Below are 23224 nucleotides of genomic sequence, written 5' to 3'. Positions count from 1 at the left end.
AAGCCTGACCGGAGAATACTGTGGAACTGATGGAACTGGAACGCGAAAACATGTGCCTGATTGGCGCCTCGTCGATGGATGACTGGGTCAGCTATCAAAAAACCAGCAACAGCAAGGAGGAGCTTCAGGTGGTGCTGCTGACCCACCCGCGCGACGAAACCGATTTGCCACGCCTGCTGCCGTGGAGCGAACATCTGACCATGCAGGACCGGCGCGCCCTCACGCGCATCCTGATGCCCGTGTTCGGCGAAATCATCAAGACGCCGACCCTGAACGCGGGCATCCTGTTCCTGCCCATGTACGCCGACGAAATGATCAACCCGCGCACCCGCGCGCACTGCCGCAAGGTGCTCGAAGAGACGGCGCTGGAGATTGCGGCAAGGGCCGGCGCCAAAATGATTTGCCTGGGTGGGCTGACCGGCGCGCTGTCGCTGTACGGGCGTCGCCTGCTGGTCAAGGCCAATGAGCTGGGCCTGCAGATCACCACCGGCCACTCGATGACGGCCGTTTCCGTGCTGCGCACCTATCTGCGCGCGCTGGACGACCTGCGCATCGATCACGCCAGGGCCACCATGACCGTCATCGGCGTGGGCAGCATCGGCGGCTCGTTCACCCAACTGCTTGCGCGCCAGCGCCGGCGGCCCGCACGCATCGTGCTGGTCGATACGCCGAGCCGCGCCGACCATGTCAGGCGTTATGCCGAACAGCTGCAGGCCGATTGCGGCATTGGCGTCGAGGTGGAGTTCACCTCGCCGGCGGGGGCGCTGCCGATCGATAGCGCGGCCTACCGCTCGCGCTTCGTGATCAGCGCCGTCAGCACCGCCAACATCATCGACATCGACCGGGTAGCGCCGGGCACCGTGCTGATCGACGACAGCCAGCCGTACTGCTGGTCGCGCCAGTCGGCCTGGGCGCGCGTGCATGCGCGCCAGGATATCGCGCCGTGCGAAGCGGGCCTGATCGATTGCAGCAGCATCGGCTACCGCTCCAGGTTCAGCTTCGACTTCGCCGACCAGGACGAGACAGGCGAATCGAGCACCTCGTGGTCATGCATGGCCGAAGGCCTGCTGCGCGTGGTGGCGCCGGACCTGCCGCCGACCATCGGCGAGCCCTGCATCGACAACCTGCTGGCCTACGATGAGGCGTTCGGCAAGTGTGGCCTGAAGGTGCCCGCGCTCCAGTGCGGCAACCACAAGCTGCCTATCGACGAGATCCGCAAGCACTTCTCCGCCTGAGATGACGGCCCGGGCGCTTTGCCCGTCCCACCCCGCCCCTTCCCCCATTGATGCGGAACACCCCATGACGTCAAACCACCGTAGCGAGCAATTCTGCAGCCAGTGCGGCATGCCCCACGAATATGACCGTTTCACCGTCGGCGCGCCGCAAGCGCTGGCGCAGCATGCGCAGCTGTGTTCCTATTGCGCCGACCCGGCCACGGCCGCCACCGGCACCTACCGCGACAGCGCCGATAACACCTGGGTGCTCGACATGCTGCTCAACATCTATAAGACAGGCAGCGACGGCAAGCGCGCGCTGGCCCGCATGGTCAACCTGGCCAAGGTGGCGATCCCGTCCAAGGTGCAGGTGCTGGCCACCCTGGTCGGGAGCCTGCCGCGCAGGCGCACCGAGTCGGACTACGACGCGCTGGTGCTCTATAGCGGCGGCAAGGATTCGTCGTACATGCTCATCAAGCTGGCCGAAAGGGGCCTGCGGGTATGCGCCTGGATGCTGGACCAGGGCTACCAGTCGGCCACGGCGATCGCCAATGCCCAGCGCCTGTGCGACAAGCTGGGCGTCACACTGGTGATCGAACGTCCGCAGCGCACATCGATGGATACCCTGTTCCGGACTGGCTTCAAGGTCGGAAAGTCGTCGGCGAACGTGGAGCTCACGCGCGCGGTGATGACCTATGGTTCGGCGTGCATGCCGTGTTTTGCCGCCATTGCCGCCGCCTCGACGCGCTTTTGCGAAACCCATCATATCCCCCTGTGCTTCATCGGCACCCAGGAAGGGCAGAACCGGCTCGACCTGAACGGCAAACCGGCGTTGGCCGGACAGGGCTTGCCGCGCCTGGACGCGCTGGTGCGCAAGTTCGTCACGCCGTTCAGGAACCATGCGCAAGAGACCCACCCCGAAGCGGCCGGCATCCTGGCCAACGGCGCCTGCGACACGGTGCTCATCCCTTTCTATGAATTCGTCAAGAAGCCGGAATTCGACGACCAGATCCGGATGCTGGAGGAAGCGGGCTGGGAGATGCCGAAGAATACGGGCGCCTGCAGCACCAACTGCATGATGAATGAACTGGGCCGCAAGGTCATGCGCACCCGCTTCGGCTTCGACCTGTACCAGGTCATCGAGGCGCACGAACGGCGCATGGGCAACAGCGCGCCGCCCGCGGTGGCGACACTGGAGCCGGCCCTCGACGACGACGCGGTTTACCTGGGCGCCACACTGATCGGCCTGAGCGAATCCGAAATGAGCGAATTTGACATCAAGAAGGTGAAAAACCATGGCGAACATTGAGAACAGCGAATACTACTCGCTGATGGACCGGGTCGCGAGCAAGGCCGTACGGGGCTTGTCGGCCATTGTCGGCGTCAAGAACATCATGCTGCCGTTCTGGAACCGCTGGCGCGCCTCGCTGATCGGCGAGGAGACCATCAGCAAATTCCTGGGCAGTATCAACACCATCAACGACTGGCCTGACGCGGTCATCAAGATCATCGGCGAAGAGCAGGCCAAGCTGCAGGCCATCATGGCCAGCGGTACCCAGGGCGAGCGGATCACCGCCCTGCGGCGCCTGTCCTACCTGTGCCACATGGGCCAGTGGGGCTGCCTGGGGCTGACCGTTCAGAAGCGCTATTGCTACCGCCTCTCGCGCGACTATTACATCGCCGCCGAACAGCAGGCCCACGGCGCGTCCTACCGGCGCGTTGGCGTGCCGTGGAAGGGCGCGACCTGCTGGGGCAACCTGCATCTGCCCAAAAGCGGCAGCGGGCCGTTCCCGCTGGTAGTGATCATTCACGGCATGGACGACACCAAGGAAGAGCACCTGACGACCGAAAACGCGCTGCAGGAACGGGGCTATGCCGTGTTCTGCTTCGACGGTCCGGGCCAGGGCGAGGCCCTGTTCTGCGACGAGATCGTGTGGCCAGAGGACTTCAACGACTTCACCAGCGCCGCCATCGACGTGCTGTGCGCGCAGCATGACTGCGACAGCCAGCGGGTGGGCGTGATCGGCATCAGCTGGGGCGGCACCTGGGCCATCAAGCTGGCCGCCAGCGACAAGCGCATCAAGGGTGTGCTCGATCTGGGCGGGCCAATCAACGCGAGCACCTTCATGAAGATTCCCTTCTTCCTGAAGAGTAAATCGTTCCAGGTGCTGGGCCCCGTGGCCAGCCAGCACGTGGAGAACAACACCGCGTTCGCCATCGACAGCATCGACCTGCTCAGGGAAGTGAGCTGCCCGGTACGCATCGTCCATGGCGACAAGGACCCGCTGGTCAAGACCAGCGACAAGCAGTGGCTGCTCGACCGGCTCGATGAACTGCATCCGGGCGTGCGCCATTCCCTGCTGGTGCATCCCACGGGCGACCATTGCTGCACCGGCCAGGCGGCGCAAGTGCGGGCCGACACGGCAGCGTTCTTCGACGAAGCGCTGGCCGCGCGCGAAGTCGAACCGGCGGGAGCCTGACCATGCGGATGCGTGTCGCTTTGGGATGCCTGGCCTGGACGCTGTGCGGCACGGTCCAGGCGCAAACGCAGGTGCCGGGATGCGCTGGCGTGGATGGGCCAGCGCCGCCGCTGGTGCTCAATGGCGCGGGCGTGAGCAGCAAGGCGTTCGTCGACCTGTATGCGGCCGAACTGCATCTGCCGGCCAAACAAACGGACGCCGCATCCATTCTGGCCTCCGCTGGCGACAAGTCGCTGGTCATGCGCATCCGGTTTTTTGGCCTGAGCGGCGCGCTGATTGCCGAGCGGCTGCGCGCAGGCCTGCGCGCCAACACCAGCGCCGACGAATTTCGCCAGGCGCAGCCGCATATTGCCGCCATCGATGCCATGCTGGGCAGCGGCACGCCGCTCGCCCGTGGCGACGTTCTGCGTTTTGACTGGCGTGCCGGCGGCGTGCACTTCACCGTCAATGGCGTGGTGCGCGGGTGTATCGAAGATGACGTATTTCCCGCACAGTTACTGCGGGTGTGGCTGGGATCGGCGCCCGTCAACCCTGCGTTGAAGCAGCGCTTGCTGGGCATTCCCGATTGACCACGCCAGGCGCACCGTTGTTGGCCGATACCAGATGCGCGTCGATCAGCGGCGCGACGGTGGCGGCAAGCCGATTGGCCAGATCATGGCCGCCGCCAGCGATGACGTGCAGACTGCTTTCAGGAAGCAAGCCGTGCAGGCGGACGCCGACCGCCACCGGACTGATCGTATCGGCGTCGCCCCACAGCAGCAAGGTGGGCGCACGCAGCGTTTTGATGGCGTCGCTGAGGTCGCTCCGATAATCGGTCAGCCAGCGCGGCACAGTCGGGTTGGCCGCAAGGAAGGCGCTGCGCCAATCCTCCGCACGCAGGTCGGCCATGTCGACACCGCCGGACGTGACGGCCAGCACCAGATGGCTGACCAGATCCGGCCGCTTCAGGGCCGCCAGGACGGCGACGACGCCGCCCATCGACTGGGCGATCAGGGCGCAGGGACGGTCGATCTGATCGAGCACCAGCGCGACCAGCCCGTCCATTCCTTCGATACCGGGATCGGCCGGCGCCACGCCAAAACCGGGCCAGCCCAGCAGGCAGCGCGATGCCGGATGCGCCAGCAAATCGGACGCCGGCTGCCAGAAGGCAGGATTGCCGCCGGCGCCGGGAAGGAAAATCAGTTTTTTTGGTGTGGACATGGTGGCCTTTGTTGCAGATGCCGGCGAGTGGACCGCATGATGGCTACCACCATACCTCCCGGAACCAGTCGCGCCGTATGCCGATCAGCACTGAGGGCAAGAGCGTGAGCGTGGCTGTGATAACGATGTAAGCCCAGGTAAGCCAGGTGGAGACGCCGAGGAGCGCGTGCAGGACTGGCGCGTGGGGCAGCGGGCCATCGAGCGCGATGATCGAGAGGGGGCCGGCGAAGGCAATCGCCACGCTGAAACATGAGGCGAAAAAACGTCCCCAGGCAACGCGGCGGTAAAGGCCGACAATGCCGGCGCAGAGAAATAGCAATAACATCAGTTCCACGTAAAAGCTGGATTTGTCATCGAGATAGCGCTGCACCGAGCGCACGGCGGCGTACAGGAAGACGGCGATCAGCAGATAGTGAGCGAGGCGGGCGAAACGGGGCATGGCGACGATTCAGTGAGGCGTTACGGTAATAAACGATGTCGGCGGGCGCAGCGTCACCGTGCTTCCGGTGGTCTGGAAAATTCGCGGCTCACCGGCGAGTAATACGCCAGCGCCAACACCGCTCCCCACAGCATGGCGCATACTTCCAACAATACATTATCGAGCCACGACGACACTGTCGCTCCCATAAAGGGCGTGAGGGCCAGTCCAGCGAGCGTCACGTATAACGAGAAGCTGCGGCCCCAGGCCTTGAGCATGAACATGCCGACCAGTCCTGCGAGATATGCGGTGGAAAGAGGGACGAATATCGTAAAGGCGAGCGGCAGATTGGAAATGAACCAGCTCTCCGGGTCGCTGTCAGCTACCGCCGCTAGCGCGGGAGGCACAAGGTCAGCGAAAAACCAGGCGGCGACAAATTCTCCGAGCACGAAGACGATATACAGGGACAACAGGAGGCGAAAGCGAAACACGGTCATGGGCAGTTCGCAGTGCGCTCGAAATAGCGTTGATAAAATTTGGTGTAATTTGTCTCGACCTGACACGAGGTGATATCGCCGAACGTCAACGTTGCCAACTCGTCGTCCCAACGACCGGTTCCCGAAAACCACTGCATCGCGACTTCCATTGACCTGATCTCGTCGACTGAGCCGATCACGAAGTCCGGATCATCCAACGTTTCGCACTCGAGAATCATTAGCGGATACATAGCGGACAATTGCGTAATCAGCGTTTTCCAGTTGCGCAGATCAAGGCGAAGATCGAACGGCACCTGCTCTACCAACCCTTCGTGTGCAAGCAGCTCGCGTTGGAACTTGCATGTGCCGGAGCACTCGACGCCCGTAATGTCGGCGATTCTGAACACCATCAATCCATCAAGATTGAAGTCGTAGACGTATTGAAGCAGCAGCAGATCGTCCGATGATCCGAGAACAAAACCTTGAATGGCTTGATCATCAATCCCACTGCGATCGACCGAGACGAGATTGCGTTCTTTCTGATGCAGTGCGAGCTGATACATGACATGCGTCCTGTGGAATGTTTCACGCGTAAAAGTAGGCCGTTACTTTGTGAGTGTTATTGGAACAATACGGCGCACCTTAGCATTGGGTTGATGGAGAAGGCAAGCCGGTCTAGCGAGAGCTTACCGTACGGCGCTGGCTCCCATGATTTGAAAGAAGTCCACCGGATAAATCATCTCATAGCCGTAGAATCCCGAGGACTGGCTGCCCTTCCCGGCCGGCTTGTTCTTGAGCTGCTGGTAGGTACGCGTGGCCATGGTGCCCCACAGCGGCTGGGTGTCGTACCACTGCGGATGGGCGATACGCCCTGCGGCCAGCTCCTGTTTGTACAGCCTGTCCAGATACGCCAGCCCGTACACGATATGGTGGTCGTGGTCGGCGCCGCCGCTGCGTGGAACGCGCCGCATCTCGGAATAGTAGAAGGCTTGGTTGGTCTTGTCGTAACCGTGCTTGACGACATAGTTCATGCCCTGGAACAGCATATCCTTCAGCTGGTCGTGACGTACGCCCGATGCTTTGCCCACTGCGGCGAACTGCTTGTCCTGTTCGTAGAACTGGATCACGCTGCTGATCAGTGCGCCCGCCATCCACGGATTGGTGCCGGTGGCGATCGAGCCTTCGTGATTGTCCATTTTGCTCATCGTCCAGTAACCGGTGCCGTTGCGGGCATCGTTCAGGCCGATCACCGCGTTCGAGGCAACGCCTGTCGCGGGATTGAAGCCGATGTTCCACAAGGGCGTCTGCCACCACTGAACCAGATAATTGGCAAGATGGGCCGAGACGCTGCGATGGCAGTCGCTGTTGCCGGTAACGCGCACGTATTCGTTCATCACGTACAGCGGCCAGCCGAAATCGCGCTCCGCTTCGCGGTACAGCGCGGGCTTGTAGTTGCCGGCCTTGCCGGGCAGGCTGTATTCGCTGCCGGCGCTGAAGGGCAGCTTGAAGAAATGCGGCGTGACCGCCTTCCACCACCCGGCGATTTCTTCCAGCACGTCGCGTGCACGCTTGTCGCCAGTGAGCAAGTACAGATCGCTCAGGCCGCTGACGTGGGCATGCCCCCAGTGCAGGCTGCGGCCGTCCGTGTCCGCAGTATCGTGCATTTCGGAATTGAGCTCGCCGGCCGGTTGCTGCCGGCCGCCCATATGGCCGTTCCAATAGCCTGAACGCGGGCCGTGATGCACGCCGATGTCCATGAAATTGCGGGTCGCGATATCGGCCATGCCGAACCAGCGCTGGTCGCCCGTGCGCAGGAATTGTTTGAAGAAGTTGTTCGAGCCGACATGCGTATCGTTGTAAAACCCCGGAATGCGCACGCCGTTTTCCACGCGGGTCCAACCCGGACGCCGTCGGGCGCCGAAATCATGCCAGCCATAACTGTTACCGACCTTGCCGGCTTCGGGCGGATGATTAAAACTCGGCAGGTAGATATCGCGCATCAGGCTGGCGTCGTAGCCGGTCGTGGCAGTGGACGGCGAGCCGACGTCAATCTCGCCGAAGACACGCGATTGCGCGTACCACGCGCGCTCGGCCAGCAGGTCGATGCTGTGGCGCTGGTAGCTGTCGTTCATGCTGGCCAGTACCGTGCTCGCTGCGGCGGCATCGCCGAACGCCAGGCGCAGCTGGTAGGTCTTGGCGCCGCCCTGGCGGTGGAAATACAAGGTGTTCGGACGCTTGTAGACGTCCCCGGACTGGGCCGGCATGGCCAGGTCGGCCGCTGCGCCGACCGAGCGTTCGGGGAACAAGGCGGCAGTGATCACGTTGCCGTTGATGTTGAGTTCATTCGGAAACTGCTGCCAGAAGTCCCGGACCATGAGCATCATGTGGCGTTTGCCGGTATCGACGGCGACCCAGCCGGGCGCCTTCGACCCGCTACCGACGCCGCTGTAGCCGAATTCGTAGGAATTTTTCAGTTCGCTTGTGGCATCGGTCCTTGCGGTGAACTTGCCGGCTTGCGAAAGATAGTGTTCGCCACGCACCGTGCCCGCATAGACGCTGCCATTGTCGCCGCCGAAACGGTAGCCGGCGGCGCTGTCAGAGCGGTAGTTCCAGCGCATGCGCAGCGCTTTCGCCGCGATCGCCAGGGCCGGTGCGCGCAGCTCGACGTTCGGTTCGAGGCGGTCGTCGATGACCGTGGTTTCGATGTCGACCTTGTCGGATCCGCGGCTGGCGTAATAGCGCACCAGGTATTTCATCAGGACCGTGCCGCTGGCGTCCGTCAGCGATCCCTGGGCCTTCAGCACCACGCGCACCGGACCGATTTCCTCGACGCTGACAACGGCATCGCGCGCACCGGACGCCGTGTAGTCACGGTTATCGAAGGCATTGAGCATGACCAGGTCGCCGCCATCGATGACGTGTTCATCGCTGTCGAAGCGGCCGTTGCCATCCGCGTCGCGCCACAGGGCGCCGATCATTCCCTGCCTGTTGAGCACGAACTTCAGCGGGCCGGTGTCCACCGTGAGGTCGGCGCCCGCGGCGCCGGTAACGGACAGCGGACGCGCCAGCGGCTTGCGACTCACGCCCGGGCCATAGGCGACGCGAAAGCTGGTGGCATTGCCGACGTCGGCGACCACGTTCAACAAGGCGACCTTGACCGAGCCGTCCGGCCAGGTGGCGAGCGCGTCGAACTGGGCATCAACTTCCCTGCTGCCATCGCCAGTGTCCAGGCGCAGGTTGGCGACCGATTTCAAGGTACCGATGGGAAAGGGAATGCCGGTACGCAGCGGTACCGACGATGCCGCCGGTCCGGCGTTCAAGGTCAGCGGAAGATAGCGGTCGGCGGCGCCGGGAAAGGGCCCCGCAGCAACAGCAGACTGGGGAGCACAGGCCAGCATCAGCACAGCGGCAATGGCGGCGGATTGGGTCGACAGCGCATGGACGCGTTGGCGGAGTGATCGGTATGGCATTCGGGACCTCCTGAAATACTGTTCCTTGAGGAACAAGCGGCGAAAATCGGGGCCCGAGATGATATGGATCAGCATCATTGTGGGCACACAGGCAGCGATCATTGTATTTACGAGTATACAAAATAGCAATTTTTTATTGGTAATGTGAGTCCCGGCATACCGCCTGACTTCGGGATCGCAGTGCAGTGCCGTGCCGGCGAATCCATCCCTCGCTTGGGGGACATCGCGATGTGCGATCGCCGGGCTGGTGTAAGCATCGTTGATACCTGCCGGCTGCTTGCTGTACATGAAGTTGACAGACGGGGCGCGGCTGCTGGCATGAATGTCTTAAAAATCAGGTACTTGAGAGAGTTGGGCGAGTGGCATGGCGCTTGCATATAGATGAGTACGGCAAACTTATCAGCAGGCGAGGACACAATGACAGCAGCAGCGTACGAGAAATTCAGGACCGAAGGCTATGCGCTGGCGGGCCACGCGAACGATCTGCAGCGGCGCGTCAGGCTGTATCAGCGCGTCTACCAGGATTCCGGCAAGCGCTTGATGTTCGCCTTGATCGCGGCGCACGGCACCTTGTGGGCGTCAGGCTATTTCAAGCTGGGAATGCTGGGCGCGCGCATCGCCTCGCTGCCGTGGCTGTGCATGCCCGGCATGCGCGCTCAGAAGCTTGCGGCGGTTGCCGCGTTTGTGGACCGCTTTCGCAGCATCAACCGCCAGGTCTGCGCCGAATCGTATGCCATTTTCTACTACACCAGACAGCATGGCGGCAGCGCCTTCATCCGCTCGGTGATCGGTGAGCGTTTCACCGATTTGCTGGTCGACTGCCATGCGTCCTGCGAGGCCGGTACCGAGTATCCGCGTAACAAGCGCGAACAGTTGTTCCACGCCCTGATCGAGTGGGAGCAGGACCATATTGTCGTACCCGGCGTGGAGGAAGCCTTCGCCAGCTTCGACTGGCCGCTGATTGCCTGGCTGGCCAGGCGTCCGGTGATCCGGTTTGCCTATTTCGGCAAACATGACCGCCTGCGCTTCAATGATTTCGCCCGCAAGGAAGAACGCCTGGCCGCAGGTGTGCAAGCCTGCCGGCTTGCGGAAGAGCTGGGGTTGCAAGCGGTCGAAGACGCGCTGGGTACGCCGGATTCCACGGCAATGCAGGCAACGGGCAACTTGGGGAAATTGGGCAGCTTGTGGGATGGGTGGGCCAAGTCCGTGCTGTGAGGAAGCAGCACCAATGGTCGCGCGGCTGGCTTGAGTAATTGCGCAATTACTGTCGGCGCACTGCCAGCGTCGGCAGCTTACTTAGCTCTATCGTAAGCGGGATATTTACCCCACCTTCCATTCCTGATCGCAGGCAAACAAACTGGCGGCTAACTGCGCCACCAGCTAGCCTATTGGGCTTGGCTCAAGCTCGTCACCGCACCGGGCGGCCTGCCCTCGTACGCGTCGGTTCGGCGCTTCTTCCGCGCCGAAGGACTGTGGCGCGAACGCGAACCGCTATCTCTGCAAACGCTACACAGCCGCCGACATCGCTGCCGGCCACACCAGCCGTTGGCAGATCGAGACCAGCTATCGCGAGCTGAAGCAGACAATGATGGGTATGGGCGCTGACCGTCCAGCGGGCCCGTCCTTAGGCCCCTCAGAGAGCGAAGGGGCAGATGGGGCGAAACGATGTTCGGGACCATTTCACGTTCGTCAAAGGCCTCAAATGTCCGTTTGCCGCCCCTGCGCTGGCAGAGCGAAATCAGTCGTAGTAAGCAGGCGCACGCCGCAGCGTCGCGTTTTGTTCAAAATCGTGCTGTATCCACAGCTTGGCCTGATTCGCCTTGAGGAAGCGCGCCATGTGCGCCATCGTCCGGCGCGACGCGGGTTTGTCGAAGTTAAAAGTCGGCACGGTGCGGCTGTGCCAATGGCTCTCGTAGACCGTCATATCGCCGGACAGCAGCACCTTGCCCGTGTTTGGCAGCTGCAGGAACAATACCTGGTGGCCCGGCGTGTGGCCCGGCGCGCGTTTAATCAGTACGCTCCCATCACCGAACACATCGTGGTCGCCATTGAGCTTGGTCACAGGGTTGCGCGCCAGCGTCGGATAGGCCGATGGATCATTGCCGAAACTGGCGGCGCGCGGGCCGAATGCGGCTGCGTATTCTTCCTTCTGCATCAGCAGGGTTGAATGGGGGAACAAGCTCACATTGCCGATATGGTCACCATGCATATGCGACAGCCCCAGGTAGCGGACACTGTCCGGCGCCACGCCGATCTCCTTGAATTGCGCCGCGACGCTCTTCTTCATGCTCATATGGAAACCGGGCGCGGCCTGCACGCCTTCCGGCTTGGCGGCCAGCTCATCGCCCAGGCCCGTGTCCCAGACCAAGGTACCTTTCGGATGGACCACCAGGTAGCAGGCGTCGGCCAGGGTCTTGCTTTTGCCCTTGCCAGCCACCGGGTCAATGGCAGCCAGGTCGGCCACGGCCAGCGTGCCGCAATCGAGCACATACAAGCGCAACGGCGTGTTCGCCGCCGCAGCGGCAATCGGAAGGAAAAACGCTGTCAAGGCAAACAGGCGGAAGCACAGTCTCATAATTCTCCTTTGTAATTTTGACAAGGATAATACAGAACTGGCACGCCGTTGTGAACATAATGTGCCCACTCCCATTATGTGGAGGGCCGCGCCAGAGCAGGCGGTGCTCGGGGTTGCGGCCACATAATGGGAGTGGGCACATTAGATGCTGGTTCGATTCTCCTTGCATTGTTGCGACTCCTTCTGTTGTTGGTGCCGCCAGTTTGTTTACCTGCGATCAGGAATGGAAGGTGGGGTAAATATTCCGCTTACGCTCTATCGTTTTCACTTTCGCTATCCCTAACGCTGCGAAGAAGCATTTGCACCTTTTCCACCTTGGCGAAGCCTTCCTTGCGCGCGGCCACCGCGTGAAACGTCCAAAGCTGATCCTCGAGATCATCCAGCCTTTCCAGCATTGTTTCGTAAGTGTTTTTTGAAAGCAGGTAAGCGGTAAGGCGATCGTCTGTAAGCAGCCAGCGGCCCCACCTTCCGTAAGCGCTTAGGCCTGTGTAGAGTTTGCGAACGGTAGCAGCGAGTCGATCCTGCTGTTCGGGCAGGTTGGAAGTTTTTCAAGTGTGTCGGCTAGCCAGCGCGCAGGATCGAGTCCATTCAGTTTGGCGGTCGCGAACAGGCTTTGGATGGCAGCGGCGCGGCGCCGGCCCGTTCCGACCCGGCAAACAGCCAGTTCTTCTTGCCGATAGCGATCGGCCGTATCGCGTTCTCGACCGGGTTGTTATCGATGGGCAGGCTGCCCGAACTGGCGTAGCGCTGCAGCGCTGGCCAGCGTTTGAGGGCATGTTCAATGGCCTTGGCAGTGCCGCTGCCGGCGGCGACGCTGCGCTGCGTAGTCAGTAACCAGGTATGCATCTCGGCCAAGGCCGGGATGGCATGCTGCTCGCGCAAGGCGAGGCGCTGCGACGACGTCATGCCTTTTGTCTGCTGCTCGATGGCGTACAGCTGGGCGATACGGCGCAACGCTTCCTCAGCCACCGGACTGCCGCTGGCGGCGTGCACGTCGAAGAACTTGCGGCGGATGTGGGCCAGGCATGCGAGTTCGGTCGGACCCGTGGCAAACATTGCCTTGTAGCCGGCGTAGTCGTCGACCATCAGGTGACCGCGCCAGTCCTGCAGGAAGGCGCGCGCATGCGCGCCAGCACGACTCGTCCGGTAGTCAAACACGACCACTGACGGCCCGTCGTCGAGCGCGTTCGAACGGTAGGCCCACAGATAGGCGTGCTTGGTCTTGCCGCTGCCGGGATCAAGCTGGCGTACTGGTGTTTCGTCAGCATGCAGGCAACTTCGCTCCCTGAGCAGTTCGGCCAGCCGGTCGGCCAGCGGCTGCAGGGCCACGCCGATGCGGCCGATCCATTCGCCCAGCGTAGAGCGTGCCAGCGGCACGCCCTGGCGCGCGGCGATCTGTTCGATCCGGTATAGCGGCAGATGGTCCAAGTACTTGCAGACGGCGATCCACGCCAGCAGACCGACTGCAGCCAGGCCGCCGTCGATGACGGCCGACGGGATTGGCGCTGCCGTCACCGTTTCGCAAGGCCTGCAGGCGTACTGCGGCCTGATATGGCGATGCACGAAGAAGCGCGCCGGTTCCACGTCCAGCTGTTCGCTGACGTCCTCGCCGATCTTGACCAGGCCTGCGCCGCATTGCCCGCACTGGCACGATTCCGGCTCATGGCGGTGCTCGATGCGCGGCAGTTCCGGCGGCAGTGGCTGACGGCCGGCACGCTTGCGCGCTTGCTTGGTCGGCGCCTGACTGTGGAGTTCCTCGTCGATGGCGGCGAGGTCCATATCGACTGCCTCGTCAAATAGCATGCGCTGTTCGCCGACCAGCGCTTCGCTGGCCTTGCCGAAGCGGACCCGTTTGTAATAGGCCAGCTCGAACGTCAGCGCCTTGATCTTAAAGTCGTTCTCGGCCAGCTTCGTCCGCTGCTGTTCGAACAAGGCCCGCACCTGCGCCAGCATAGCTGGGTCGATGTTAGTGAGGGCAAGTTCGTTAAGCAGATCCATGGCTCGGTAGTTTACCGAGCATGGATAATGGTTACAAGCGAAACAGTTTACGTCCTCACAGGCGCCACTGCACCGGCGCTGTGGCCGACAAGCGCTGCCAGTCCACACCGGCCACCAACCACTGCCATTGCTCGGCACTCATCTGCCAACTTGCCTCGTCTGCCTGCGGCCAGACGAACTGGCCACGGTGCAGCCGGCGCAAGCACATCCAGACGCCGGTGCCGTCCCAGCACACCAGCTTCATGCGCGTCCGGCGGCGATTGGCAAACACGTAGGCCGTGCCGTCGCACGGCGCTCGCCCTAACGCCTGCTGCACGTGCAGGGAGAGTCCGTCGATGCCCGTGCGCATGTCCACCGCCGCCGTCGCCAGCCAGATCGTATCGGCCGACAGCTGCATCACAACGCACGCATCAATTCCGCCAGCCAACTGGCCCGCATATCGGTCGGCAAGCTCAAGGTCCAACCGTGCTCGTTGCGCAAGCTGATCGCAACCGCCACCGGACCCGCCTGTGCCACCCGCACCGGGAGCAGTGTAGGCATCGCTTCCCGCTTGGTCAAACGCCGTACCCAGTAGCCAACCTGGCGTACCGGAAAGCCTTGCTCGATTGCGTAGGCCCGCTGCGAAAGGCCGCTGGCCTGCCACTGCGCGACGCGCTCTTCCCATACCTTCTCACGTTCCGAATTTGACACTATCACCTCCTGAAAGAATGAGCGGATAGTTTGGCTTGGGCGATCAGGAATTCATAGGTGGAGGGGCCGGACGCTTACATTCATAGGTGGAGGGGCCGGACGCTTACCGCTTACGATCGTCTGTGGTGAAAGGGCCCCGCCTGAAGGAACCGCCGATGAGCATAAAAAAACGGCACCGGGATTGCTCCTCGGTGCCGTTTTCGTGTGCGTCTAAGCTAGATTACGCTTCGTCGCTGTGCTGTGCCGCCGTGTTGTCTTCCATGGCTTGCAGTTCGGTAGCCATGTTGGCCTTCTCAGCATCGAGCAGCGCCTTGCGCTCTTCCACTTCCCACGCCTCTTTCTCTTTCTTGGCGCGGTGGAATGCCAGACCGGTACCGCCAGGAATCAGGCGGCCGACGATGACGTTCTCTTTCAGGCCGCGCAGCGAATCGCGCTTGCCCATGATCGCCGCTTCGGTCAGCACGCGGGTGGTTTCCTGGAACGATGCGGCCGAGATAAACGAATCGGTCGACAGCGATGCCTTGGTAATACCCAGCAGTACGTTTTCGTACGTCGCAGGGATCTTGCCAGCAGCAATCACGCGATCGTTTTCGTCCAGCAGCTCCGAACGCTCGACCTGTTCGCCGACGATGTAGTTCGCATCGCCCGCTTCCACGATCTGCACGCGGCGCAGCATCTGGCGCACGATCACTTCGATGTGCTTGTCGTTAATCTTCACGCCCTGCAGACGGTACACGTCCTGCACTTCGTCAACGATGTAACGCGCCAGCGCTTCGATACCCAGCAGACGCAGGATGTCTTGCGGATCGGCCGGGCCGTCCACGATCATCTCGCCCTTGTTCACTACCTGGCCGTCGTGTACCAGCACTTGCTTGTCCTTGGTGATCAGGAACTCGTGCTTGTTGCCGTCCATGTCCGTGATTTCCAGACGCTGCTTGCCTTTGGTTTCTTTACCAAACGCAACCGTACCCGTGACTTCCGCCAGCATGCCGGCGTCTTTCGGCGAACGCGCTTCGAACAGCTCGGCAACCCGTGGCAGACCACCGGTAATGTCGCGCGTTTTTTGCGATTCCGTCGGAATACGTGCCAGCACTTCGCCGACCGATACCGATTGACCGTCCTTGACCATGATCAGCGCGCCGACCTGGAAGCCGATCGCCACCGAGTGTTCGGTACCGGCAATCTTGACTTCTTCGTTGACGTCGTTGAGCAGCTTGACTTGCGGACGCAGCGTTTTGGTCAGCGAACCGCGACGCTTCGCATCGATCGCCACCAGGGTTGCCAGACCGGTCACATCATCGACCTGACGGGCGACGGTGACGCCTTCTTCGACGTTCTCGAAGCGCACGGTACCGGCGTACTCGGTAATGATCGGACGGGTCAGCGGATCCCAGGTTGCCAGGGCCGTACCGGCCTTGATGACCATGCCATCCTTGACGATCAGGGTCGCGCCGTACGGCACTTTATGACGCTCGCGCTCACGGCCGTGGTCGTCCGTGATCAGCACTTCGCCGGAACGGGAAATGACGATCTGGGCGCCCTTGCCATTGGTAACGTAACGCATGGTCGCGGTGAAACGGATGGTACCGTTCGACTTCGCTTCCACCGACGAGGCCACCGCCGCACGCGATGCCGCACCACCGATGTGGAACGTACGCATGGTCAGCTGGGTACCCGGCTCACCAATCGACTGCGCAGCGACAACACCAACCGCTTCGCCGGCGTTGACCAGCATGCCGCGGCCCAGGTCGCGGCCATAGCACTTGGCGCACAGGCCGAAGCGCGTGTCGCAAGTAAGTGGCGTGCGAACCTTGACTTCGTCGATCGACAGGCGTTCGATTTCTTCGACCATGTCTTCGTCGAGCAGGGTGCCGGCTTCGTACAGCGTTTCCTGGGTTTCAGGATTGACGACGTCATGCACGTTGACACGGCCGAGGATACGGTCGCGCAGCGGCTCGATCACTTCACCGCCTTCGACCATCGCCTTCATCAGCGCGCCGTTGGTGGTGCCGCAATCGTCCTCGATCACAACCAGATCCTGGGTCACGTCGACCAGACGGCGGGTCAGGTAACCCGAGTTCGCCGTTTTCAGTGCCGTATCGGCCAGACCTTTACGAGCGCCGTGGGTCGAAATGAAGTACTGCAACACGTTCAGACCTTCGCGGAAGTTCGCGGTAATCGGCGTTTCGATAATCGAACCATCCGGCTTGGCCATCAGGCCTCGCATACCAGCCAACTGGCGAATCTGGGCTGCCGAACCGCGCGCGCCCGAGTCGGCCATCATGTAAATCGCGTTGAACGATTCCTGGGTCGACTTGGTGCCGTCGCGCTTGACGACGTCTTCCACTTTGAGCTGGTCCATCATCGCCTTGCCGACTTCGTCCGAGGTCTTGCCCCAGATGTCGACGACCTTGTTGTAACGCTCGCCCGCGGTGACCAGACCGGAAGCGTACTGCTGCTCGATCTGCTTGACTTCCTGCTCTGCGGCGGAAATCAGGGTCACTTTTTGTGGTGGTACCAGCATGTCGTCGACGCAGATCGAGATACCGGCGCGCGTCGCGAGACGGAAACCGGACTGCATCAGCTTGTCGGCGAACACGACGGTGGCACGCAGGCCGCACTTGCGGAACGACGTGTTGATCAGCTTCGAAATCTCTTTCTTCTTCAGGGCGCGGTTCAGTACGGAGAACGGCAAGCCCTTCGGCAGGATTTCGGACAGGATCGCGCGGCCGACCGTGGTTTCGTAGCGCGTGACGGTGCGCACGAATTCGCCGGTCTCGGCATCCTTCGGGTTCTCGACGATACGCACGGTGATGCGGGTCGTCAGTTCGACTTCCTTGTTGTCGTAGGCGCGGATCACTTCCGAGACGTCGGTAAACAGCATACCTTCGTTCTTGGCGTTGATCGCTTCACGCGTCGCGTAGTACAGACCCAGCACGATATCCTGGGACGGCACGATCGACGGTTCGCCGTTCGACGGGAACAGGATGTTGTTCGACGCCAGCATCAGCGTACGCGCTTCCATCTGCGCTTCGATCGACAACGGGACATGGACCGCCATCTGGTCACCGTCGAAGTCGGCGTTGAACGCCGCGCAGACGAGTGGGTGCAGCTGGATGGCCTTGCCTTCAATCAGGACCGGCTCGAACGCCTGGATACCCAGACGGTGCAGCGTAGGCGCACGGTTGAGCATGACCGGGTGTTCGCGGATCACGTCTTCCAGGATGTCCCACACGACCGGCTCTTGAATCTCGACCAGCTTTTTGGCGGCCTTGATCGTCGTTGCCAGACCCATCAGTTCGAGCTTGTTGAAAATGAATGGCTTGAACAGTTCCAAGGCCATCAGTTTCGGCAAGCCGCACTGGTGCAGTTTGAGCTGAGGACCGACCACGATGACCGAACGGCCCGAATAGTCGACGCGCTTACCCAGCAAGTTCTGACGGAAACGGCCGCCTTTACCCTTGATCATTTCAGCCAGCGACTTCAGCGGACGCTTGTTGGCGCCGGTCATCGCTTTACCGCGACGGCCGTTATCCAGCAGCGAATCGACCGCTTCTTGCAGCATGCGCTTTTCGTTACGCGTAATGATTTCCGGAGCGCGCAATTCCATCAGGCGCTTCAGGCGGTTATTACGGTTGATAACGCGGCGATACAGGTCGTTCAGGTCGGAGGTCGCAAAGCGGCCGCCGTCCAGCGGTACCAGCGGACGCAGTTCCGGCGGCAGCACTGGCAGCACTTCCATGATCATCCAGTCCGGCTTGATGCCCGAACGCTGGAATGCCTCGAGCACTTTGAGGCGCTTGGCGTATTTCTTGATCTTCGCTTCGGACTTCGATTCCTTCAGTTCCACGCGCAGGGCTTCGGCATCGCGGTGGATGTCGATCGAGCGCAGCAGTTCACGGATACCTTCGGCGCCCATGAAGGCGGTGAAGTCGTCGCCGTACTCTTCGTACTTGGCGGCGTAGTCGTCTTCCGACATGATCTGGCACTTCTTCAGCGGGGTCATGCCTGGATCGGTCACGACGTATGCTTCGAAGTACAGAACGCGTTCGATGTCCCGCAGCGTCATGTCCAGGACCATGCCCAGACGCGACGGCAGCGACTTCAGGAACCAGATGTGCGCGGTTGGCGAAGCGAGCTCGATGTGGCCCATGCGCTCACGGCGCACCTTGGCCAGCGTGACTTCGACGCCGCACTTTTCGCAGATCACGCCGCGGTGTTTCAGGCGCTTGTACTTGCCGCACAGGCACTCGTAGTCCTTGATAGGACCAAAAATCTTGGCGCAGAACAGACCATCGCGTTCTGGCTTGAAGGTACGGTAGTTGATGGTTTCCGGCTTTTTTACTTCGCCGTAGGACCACGAACGGATTTTTTCAGGCGACGCCAGACCAATCTTGATCGCGTCGAACGTTTCGTTTTGCTGAACTTGCTTGAATAGATCGAGCAGTGCTTTCATGTATCACTCCAGGTGATGGAACTTCTATTACATCCACCAATGCGTTACGCCGTCGCCCCCGCGAAGGCGGGGGTCCATAGCACGGCAGATCAGAGGTGCTATGGGTTCCCGCCTGCGCGGGAACGACGAGGTGGCGGTATTAATTACGCTCGAGGTCAATATCGATACCCAGCGAACGAATCTCTTTCACCAGCACGTTGAACGATTCCGGCATACCCGCGTCGATCACATGGTCGCCTTTGACCAGGTTTTCGTACACTTTGGTACGGCCGTTCACGTCATCCGACTTGACGGTCAGCATTTCTTGCAGCACATACGATGCGCCGTACGCTTCCAGTGCCCAGACTTCCATCTCACCGAAACGCTGGCCACCGAACTGGGCTTTACCGCCCAGTGGCTGCTGCGTTACCAGCGAGTAAGGACCGGTCGAACGCGCGTGCATCTTGTCGTCGACCAAGTGGTGCAGCTTCAGTACGTGCATGTAGCCAACAGTTACCTTGCGCTCGAACGATTCGCCGGTGCGGCCGTCGTACATCGTGACCTGGTTCTTCGACGGTGTCATGCCGAGTTTGGTCGCGATATGGTCAGGATACGCCAGGTCCAGCATGCGATGGATTTCCGACTCGTGCGCACCGTCGAACACTGGCGTCGCGAAAGGCACGCCGTTCTTCAGGTTTTGCGCCAGGGTCATGATCTCGTCGTCGCTGAAGTTGTCCAGGTCTTCCGTCTTGCCGGTTTCGTTGTAGATCAGGTTCAGGAACTTGCGCATTTCCTGGACCTTGGCTTGCGCTTTCAGCATTTCGCCGATGCGCAGGCCCAGGCCCTTGGCTGCCCAACCCAAGTGGGTTTCGAGAATCTGACCGACGTTCATCCGCGACGGAACGCCCAGCGGGTTCAGCACGATGTCGGCCGGGGTACCGTCCGCCATGTACGGCATGTCTTCGACTGGCACGATACGGGAAACCACACCCTTGTTACCGTGACGGCCGGCCATCTTGTCGCCCGACTGCAGGCGGCGCTTGACGGCCAGGTAGACTTTGACCATCTTCTGCACGCCAGGTTGCAGCTCATCGCCCTGGGTCAACTTCTTGCGCTTCTCTTCGAAGGCCAGGTCGAACTGGTGACGCTTCTCGGCGATCGATTCCTTGATCGCTTCGAGGGCGGTGGCGGCATCGTCGTCAGCTGGACGGATATCGAACCAGTGGTACTTGTCGAGGTCGTCGAGGTACTCTTTGGTGATCTTCGCGCCCTTGGCCAGCTTTTTAGGGCCACCGTTGACAACTTTGTTGATCAGCATTTTTTCCAGACGCTGGAAGGCATCGCCTTCCACAATACGCATCTGGTCGTTCAGGTCGAGGCGGAAACGCTTGAGTTCATCATCGATGATCTGCTGGGCGCGCTTGTCGCGGACGATGCCTTCACGGGTAAACACTTGCACGTCGATCACGGTGCCGACCATGCCCGAAGGCACGCGCAGCGAGGTGTCTTTGACGTCCGATGCTTTCTCGCCGAAAATCGCGCGCAGCAGCTTCTCTTCCGGGGTCAGCTGGGTTTCGCCTTTTGGCGTCACTTTACCGACCAGGGTGTCGCCTGCTTGCACTTCAGCACCGATGTAGACGATGCCGGACTCATCCAGACGAGCCAGCTGGTTTTCAGCCAGGTTCGAGATGTCGCGCGTAATTTCTTCGGCGCCCAGCTTGGTATCGCGTGCAACCACCGACAACTCTTCGATGTGAATCGAGGTGTAGCGGTCGTCTTTGACGACGTTTTCCGAGATCAGGATCGAATCCTCGAAGTTCAGACCGTTCCATGGCATAAATGCCACGAGCATGTTCTGACCCAGAGCCAGTTCGCCCAGATCGGTCGACGCGCCATCGGCGATCACGTCGCGCTTGGCGACACGGTCGCCAACCTGCACGATCGGACGCTGGTTGATGTTGGTGTTCTGGTTGGAACGGGTGTACTTGATCAGGTTGTAGATGTCCACGCCGACTTCGCCCGCCAGTGCTTCGTCGTCGTTGACGCGAATCACGACACGGCCTGCATCGATGTAGTCAACCACGCCGCCACGCAGCGCTTGCACGGTGGTGCCGGAGTCGACTGCCACGGTGCGTTCGATACCAGTACCGACGAAGGCTTTTTCAGGGCGCAGGCAAGGAACGGCCTGGCGCTGCATGTTGGCACCCATCAATGCGCGGTTCGCATCATCGTGTTCGAGGAACGGAATCAGGGAAGCTGCGACCGAGACGATCTGGCCAGGCGCCACGTCCATGTACTGGATGCGCTCCGGCGAGACCAGGATCGTTTCGCCGGCTTCACGTGCGGAAACCAGTTCATCCGACAAGGTACCCTCTTTCGAGATGGTCGCATTCGCCTGGGCGATGATGTAGCGGCCTTCTTCGATCGCGGACAGATAGTCGATCTTGTCGGTGACCATGCTGTTTTCGACCTTGCGGTACGGCGTCTCGAGGAAGCCGTATTCGTTCAGGCGGGCAAACAGAGCCAGCGAGTTGATCAGACCAATGTTCGGGCCCTCTGGCGTTTCGATCGGGCACACGCGGCCGTAGTGGGTCGGGTGCACGTCGCGCACTTCGAAGCCGGCACGTTCGCGGGTCAGACCACCAGGTCCGAGCGCGGAAACGCGGCGCTTGTGGGTGATTTCCGACAGCGGGTTGGTCTGGTCCATAAACTGCGACAGCTGCGACGAACCGAAGAACTCGCGAATCGCGGCCGAAATCGGCTTCGAGTTGATCAAGTCGTGCGGCATCAGGTTGTCCGCTTCGGCCTGGCCGAGGCGTTCCTTGACGGCGCGCTCAACGCGCACCAGGCCGGCACGGAATTGATTCTCCGCCAGTTCGCCGACGCAACGTACGCGACGGTTACCCAGGTGATCGATATCGTCGACTTCGCCGCGGCCATTGCGCAGTTCCACCAGGATCTTGATCACAGCCAGGACGTCGTCGTTCGACAGGGTCATCATGCCGGTCAGTTCATCGCGGCCGATGCGGCGGTTGAACTTCATGCGGCCGACGGCCGACAGGTCGTAGCGCTCAGGGCTGTAGAACAGGCCGTTGAACAGCGCTTCGACCGAATCTTCGGTTGGCGGCTCGCCTGGACGCATCATGCGGTAGATCGCCACTTTCGCGGCCATCTGGTCGGCGGTGTCGTCGATACGCAGGGTTTGCGAGATGTAGCCACCCTGGTCGAGGTCGTTCGTGTACAGGGTCTGGATTTCGCTCACGGAAGCGTCGCGCAGGCGGCCCAGGACGTCTTCGGTCAGCTCGTCATTGGCCGACGCGATGACTTCGCCGGTGTCCGAGTCGACGATGTTCTTGGCCAGCACACGGCCGAGCAGGTAGTCTTCAGGCACGGAAATGTGCTTGATGCCGGCCGCTTCGATATCGCGCACGTGCTTGGCGTTGATACGCTTGTCTTTCAGCACCAGGGTCTTGCCGGATTTGTCCACGATGTCGAAACGCGCGACTTCGCCACGCAGGCGTTCGGCGACGAATTCCATCTCGGCGCCTTCTGAGCGCAGATTGAAATTATCGAATACGAAGAAGTTCGCCAGGATCTGTTCGTGCGACATCCCGATAGCCTTCAGCAGGATCGTCACAGGCATCTTGCGGCGGCGGTCGACGCGGAAGAACAGGATGTCCTTCGGATCGAACTCGAAGTCCAGCCACGAGCCGCGGTAAGGAATGATCCGTGCCGAGAACAACAGCTTGCCCGACGAGTGGGTCTTGCCGCGGTCGTGTTCGAAGAACACGCCAGGCGAACGGTGCAGCTGCGAGACGATCACGCGCTCGGTACCGTTGATGACGAACGAGCCGGTGGTCGTCATGAGCGGCAATTCGCCCATGTAAACTTCTTGCTCTTTCATTTCCTTAACCACAGGCTTGGTCGGCGATTCTTTATCCAGAATCACCAGACGCACCTTGGCGCGCAGCGGCGACGCGAACGTCAGGCCACGCTGTTGGCATTCCTTGACGTCGAAGGCCGGGTCACCCAGGACATACGACAGGAATTCGAGACGCGCAAAACCATTGTGCGACACGATAGGGAAAATCGAGGTGAAAGCCGACTGCAGGCCGTCGTTCTTGCGGGTCGATGGGATGGTATCCGCTTGCAAGAAATTCTCGTAGGATTCGAGCTGTGTAGCCAGAAGGAAGGGAACGTTGTGAACGTTGGCGCGCTTCGCGAATGACTTGCGAATGCGTTTCTTCTCAGTAAATGAGTAGTGCATG

15 protein-coding genes and 1 pseudogene are annotated in these 23224 nt (G+C 61.2%); 5 read left to right on the top strand and 11 right to left on the bottom strand.

Annotated features, from left to right (window positions below):
* Positions 1 to 20: 20 nt before the first annotated feature.
* The 4 genes from CR152_RS03840 (at position 21) to CR152_RS03825 (ending at position 4263) form a co-directional block, all read left to right on the top strand.
* Positions 21 to 1235 (top strand): hypothetical protein, encoded by a 1215-nt coding sequence (locus CR152_RS03840; RefSeq protein WP_157778314.1) that lies wholly within the window; start codon positions 21 to 23, stop codon positions 1233 to 1235.
* Between the two features lie 64 nt (positions 1236 to 1299).
* Positions 1300 to 2523 (top strand): adenine nucleotide alpha hydrolase family protein, encoded by a 1224-nt coding sequence (locus CR152_RS03835; protein WP_099873758.1) that lies wholly within the window; start codon positions 1300 to 1302, stop codon positions 2521 to 2523.
* The gene (locus CR152_RS03830) at positions 2510 to 3694 is read left to right on the top strand and encodes an alpha/beta hydrolase family protein (RefSeq protein ID WP_099873757.1); all 1185 of its coding nucleotides are present in this window, start codon (positions 2510 to 2512) and stop codon (positions 3692 to 3694) included. Before CR152_RS03835 ends, CR152_RS03830 begins: the two co-directional genes overlap by 14 nt.
* A gap of 2 nt (positions 3695 to 3696) precedes the next feature.
* On the top strand, positions 3697 to 4263 hold the full coding sequence (locus CR152_RS03825) for a chalcone isomerase family protein (RefSeq protein WP_099873756.1): 567 nt from the start codon (positions 3697 to 3699) through the stop codon (positions 4261 to 4263).
* Here the strand turns inward: CR152_RS03825 and CR152_RS03820 are convergent.
* The 5 genes from CR152_RS03820 to CR152_RS03800 form a co-directional block, all read right to left on the bottom strand.
* Entirely contained in the window at positions 4220 to 4894 is a 675-nt protein-coding gene (locus CR152_RS03820) for an alpha/beta fold hydrolase (protein ID WP_099873755.1), read from the bottom strand. The two genes, CR152_RS03825 and CR152_RS03820, sit on opposite strands and share 44 nt — an antisense overlap.
* Before the next feature lie 43 nt (positions 4895 to 4937).
* A complete protein-coding gene (locus CR152_RS03815) occupies positions 4938 to 5333 on the bottom strand; it encodes a hypothetical protein (RefSeq protein ID WP_099873754.1) in 396 nt (131 codons plus the stop codon).
* Between the two features lie 53 nt (positions 5334 to 5386).
* Positions 5387 to 5809, bottom strand: coding sequence for a hypothetical protein (locus CR152_RS03810; protein WP_099873753.1), 423 nt, complete (start codon positions 5807 to 5809; stop codon positions 5387 to 5389).
* On the bottom strand, positions 5806 to 6351 hold the full coding sequence (locus CR152_RS03805; RefSeq protein ID WP_099873752.1) for a hypothetical protein: 546 nt from the start codon (positions 6349 to 6351) through the stop codon (positions 5806 to 5808). The genes CR152_RS03810 and CR152_RS03805 overlap by 4 nt, the downstream gene beginning before the upstream one ends.
* Before the next feature lie 123 nt (positions 6352 to 6474).
* A complete protein-coding gene (locus CR152_RS03800; protein ID WP_099873751.1) occupies positions 6475 to 9258 on the bottom strand; it encodes an exo-rhamnogalacturonan lyase family protein in 2784 nt (927 codons plus the stop codon).
* Between the two features lie 417 nt (positions 9259 to 9675).
* Between CR152_RS03800 and CR152_RS03795 the strand changes: the two genes are divergently transcribed.
* Positions 9676 to 10473, top strand: a complete 798-nt coding sequence (locus CR152_RS03795; protein WP_099873750.1) for a hypothetical protein — start codon at positions 9676 to 9678, stop codon at positions 10471 to 10473.
* A gap of 523 nt (positions 10474 to 10996) precedes the next feature.
* Here CR152_RS03795 and CR152_RS03790 read toward each other — a convergent pair.
* The 6 genes and pseudogenes from CR152_RS03790 to rpoB all read right to left on the bottom strand — a co-directional run bounded on the left by CR152_RS03790 (position 10997) and on the right by rpoB (position 23223).
* The gene (locus tag CR152_RS03790) at positions 10997 to 11833 is read right to left on the bottom strand and encodes an N-acyl homoserine lactonase family protein (RefSeq protein WP_157778313.1); all 837 of its coding nucleotides are present in this window, start codon (positions 11831 to 11833) and stop codon (positions 10997 to 10999) included.
* A 478-nt stretch (positions 11834 to 12311) separates the two neighbouring features.
* Positions 12312 to 13831: pseudogene (gene tnpC / locus CR152_RS03785) on the bottom strand (IS66 family transposase).
* Between the two features lie 55 nt (positions 13832 to 13886).
* The gene (tnpB, locus tag CR152_RS03780; RefSeq protein WP_208640063.1) at positions 13887 to 14258 is read right to left on the bottom strand and encodes an IS66 family insertion sequence element accessory protein TnpB; all 372 of its coding nucleotides are present in this window, start codon (positions 14256 to 14258) and stop codon (positions 13887 to 13889) included.
* Entirely contained in the window at positions 14228 to 14521 is a 294-nt protein-coding gene (gene tnpA / locus CR152_RS03775; RefSeq protein ID WP_099873747.1) for an IS66 family insertion sequence element accessory protein TnpA, read from the bottom strand. The genes tnpB and tnpA overlap by 31 nt, the downstream gene beginning before the upstream one ends.
* A 220-nt stretch (positions 14522 to 14741) precedes the next feature.
* On the bottom strand, positions 14742 to 18977 hold the full coding sequence (gene rpoC / locus CR152_RS03770) for a DNA-directed RNA polymerase subunit beta' (protein WP_099873746.1): 4236 nt from the start codon (positions 18975 to 18977) through the stop codon (positions 14742 to 14744).
* Positions 18978 to 19116: 139 nt separating this feature from the next.
* Positions 19117 to 23223 (bottom strand): DNA-directed RNA polymerase subunit beta, encoded by a 4107-nt coding sequence (rpoB, locus tag CR152_RS03765; protein WP_099873745.1) that lies wholly within the window; start codon positions 23221 to 23223, stop codon positions 19117 to 19119.
* Position 23224: the final 1 nt, after the last annotated feature.

It is taken from the genome of Massilia violaceinigra (assembly GCF_002752675.1).
GTDB classification, from domain to species: domain Bacteria; phylum Pseudomonadota; class Gammaproteobacteria; order Burkholderiales; family Burkholderiaceae_D; genus Telluria_A; species Telluria_A violaceinigra.
The sequence above is the reverse complement of the archived record's forward strand: the minus strand, read 5'-3'. Positions and strand labels throughout refer to the sequence as shown.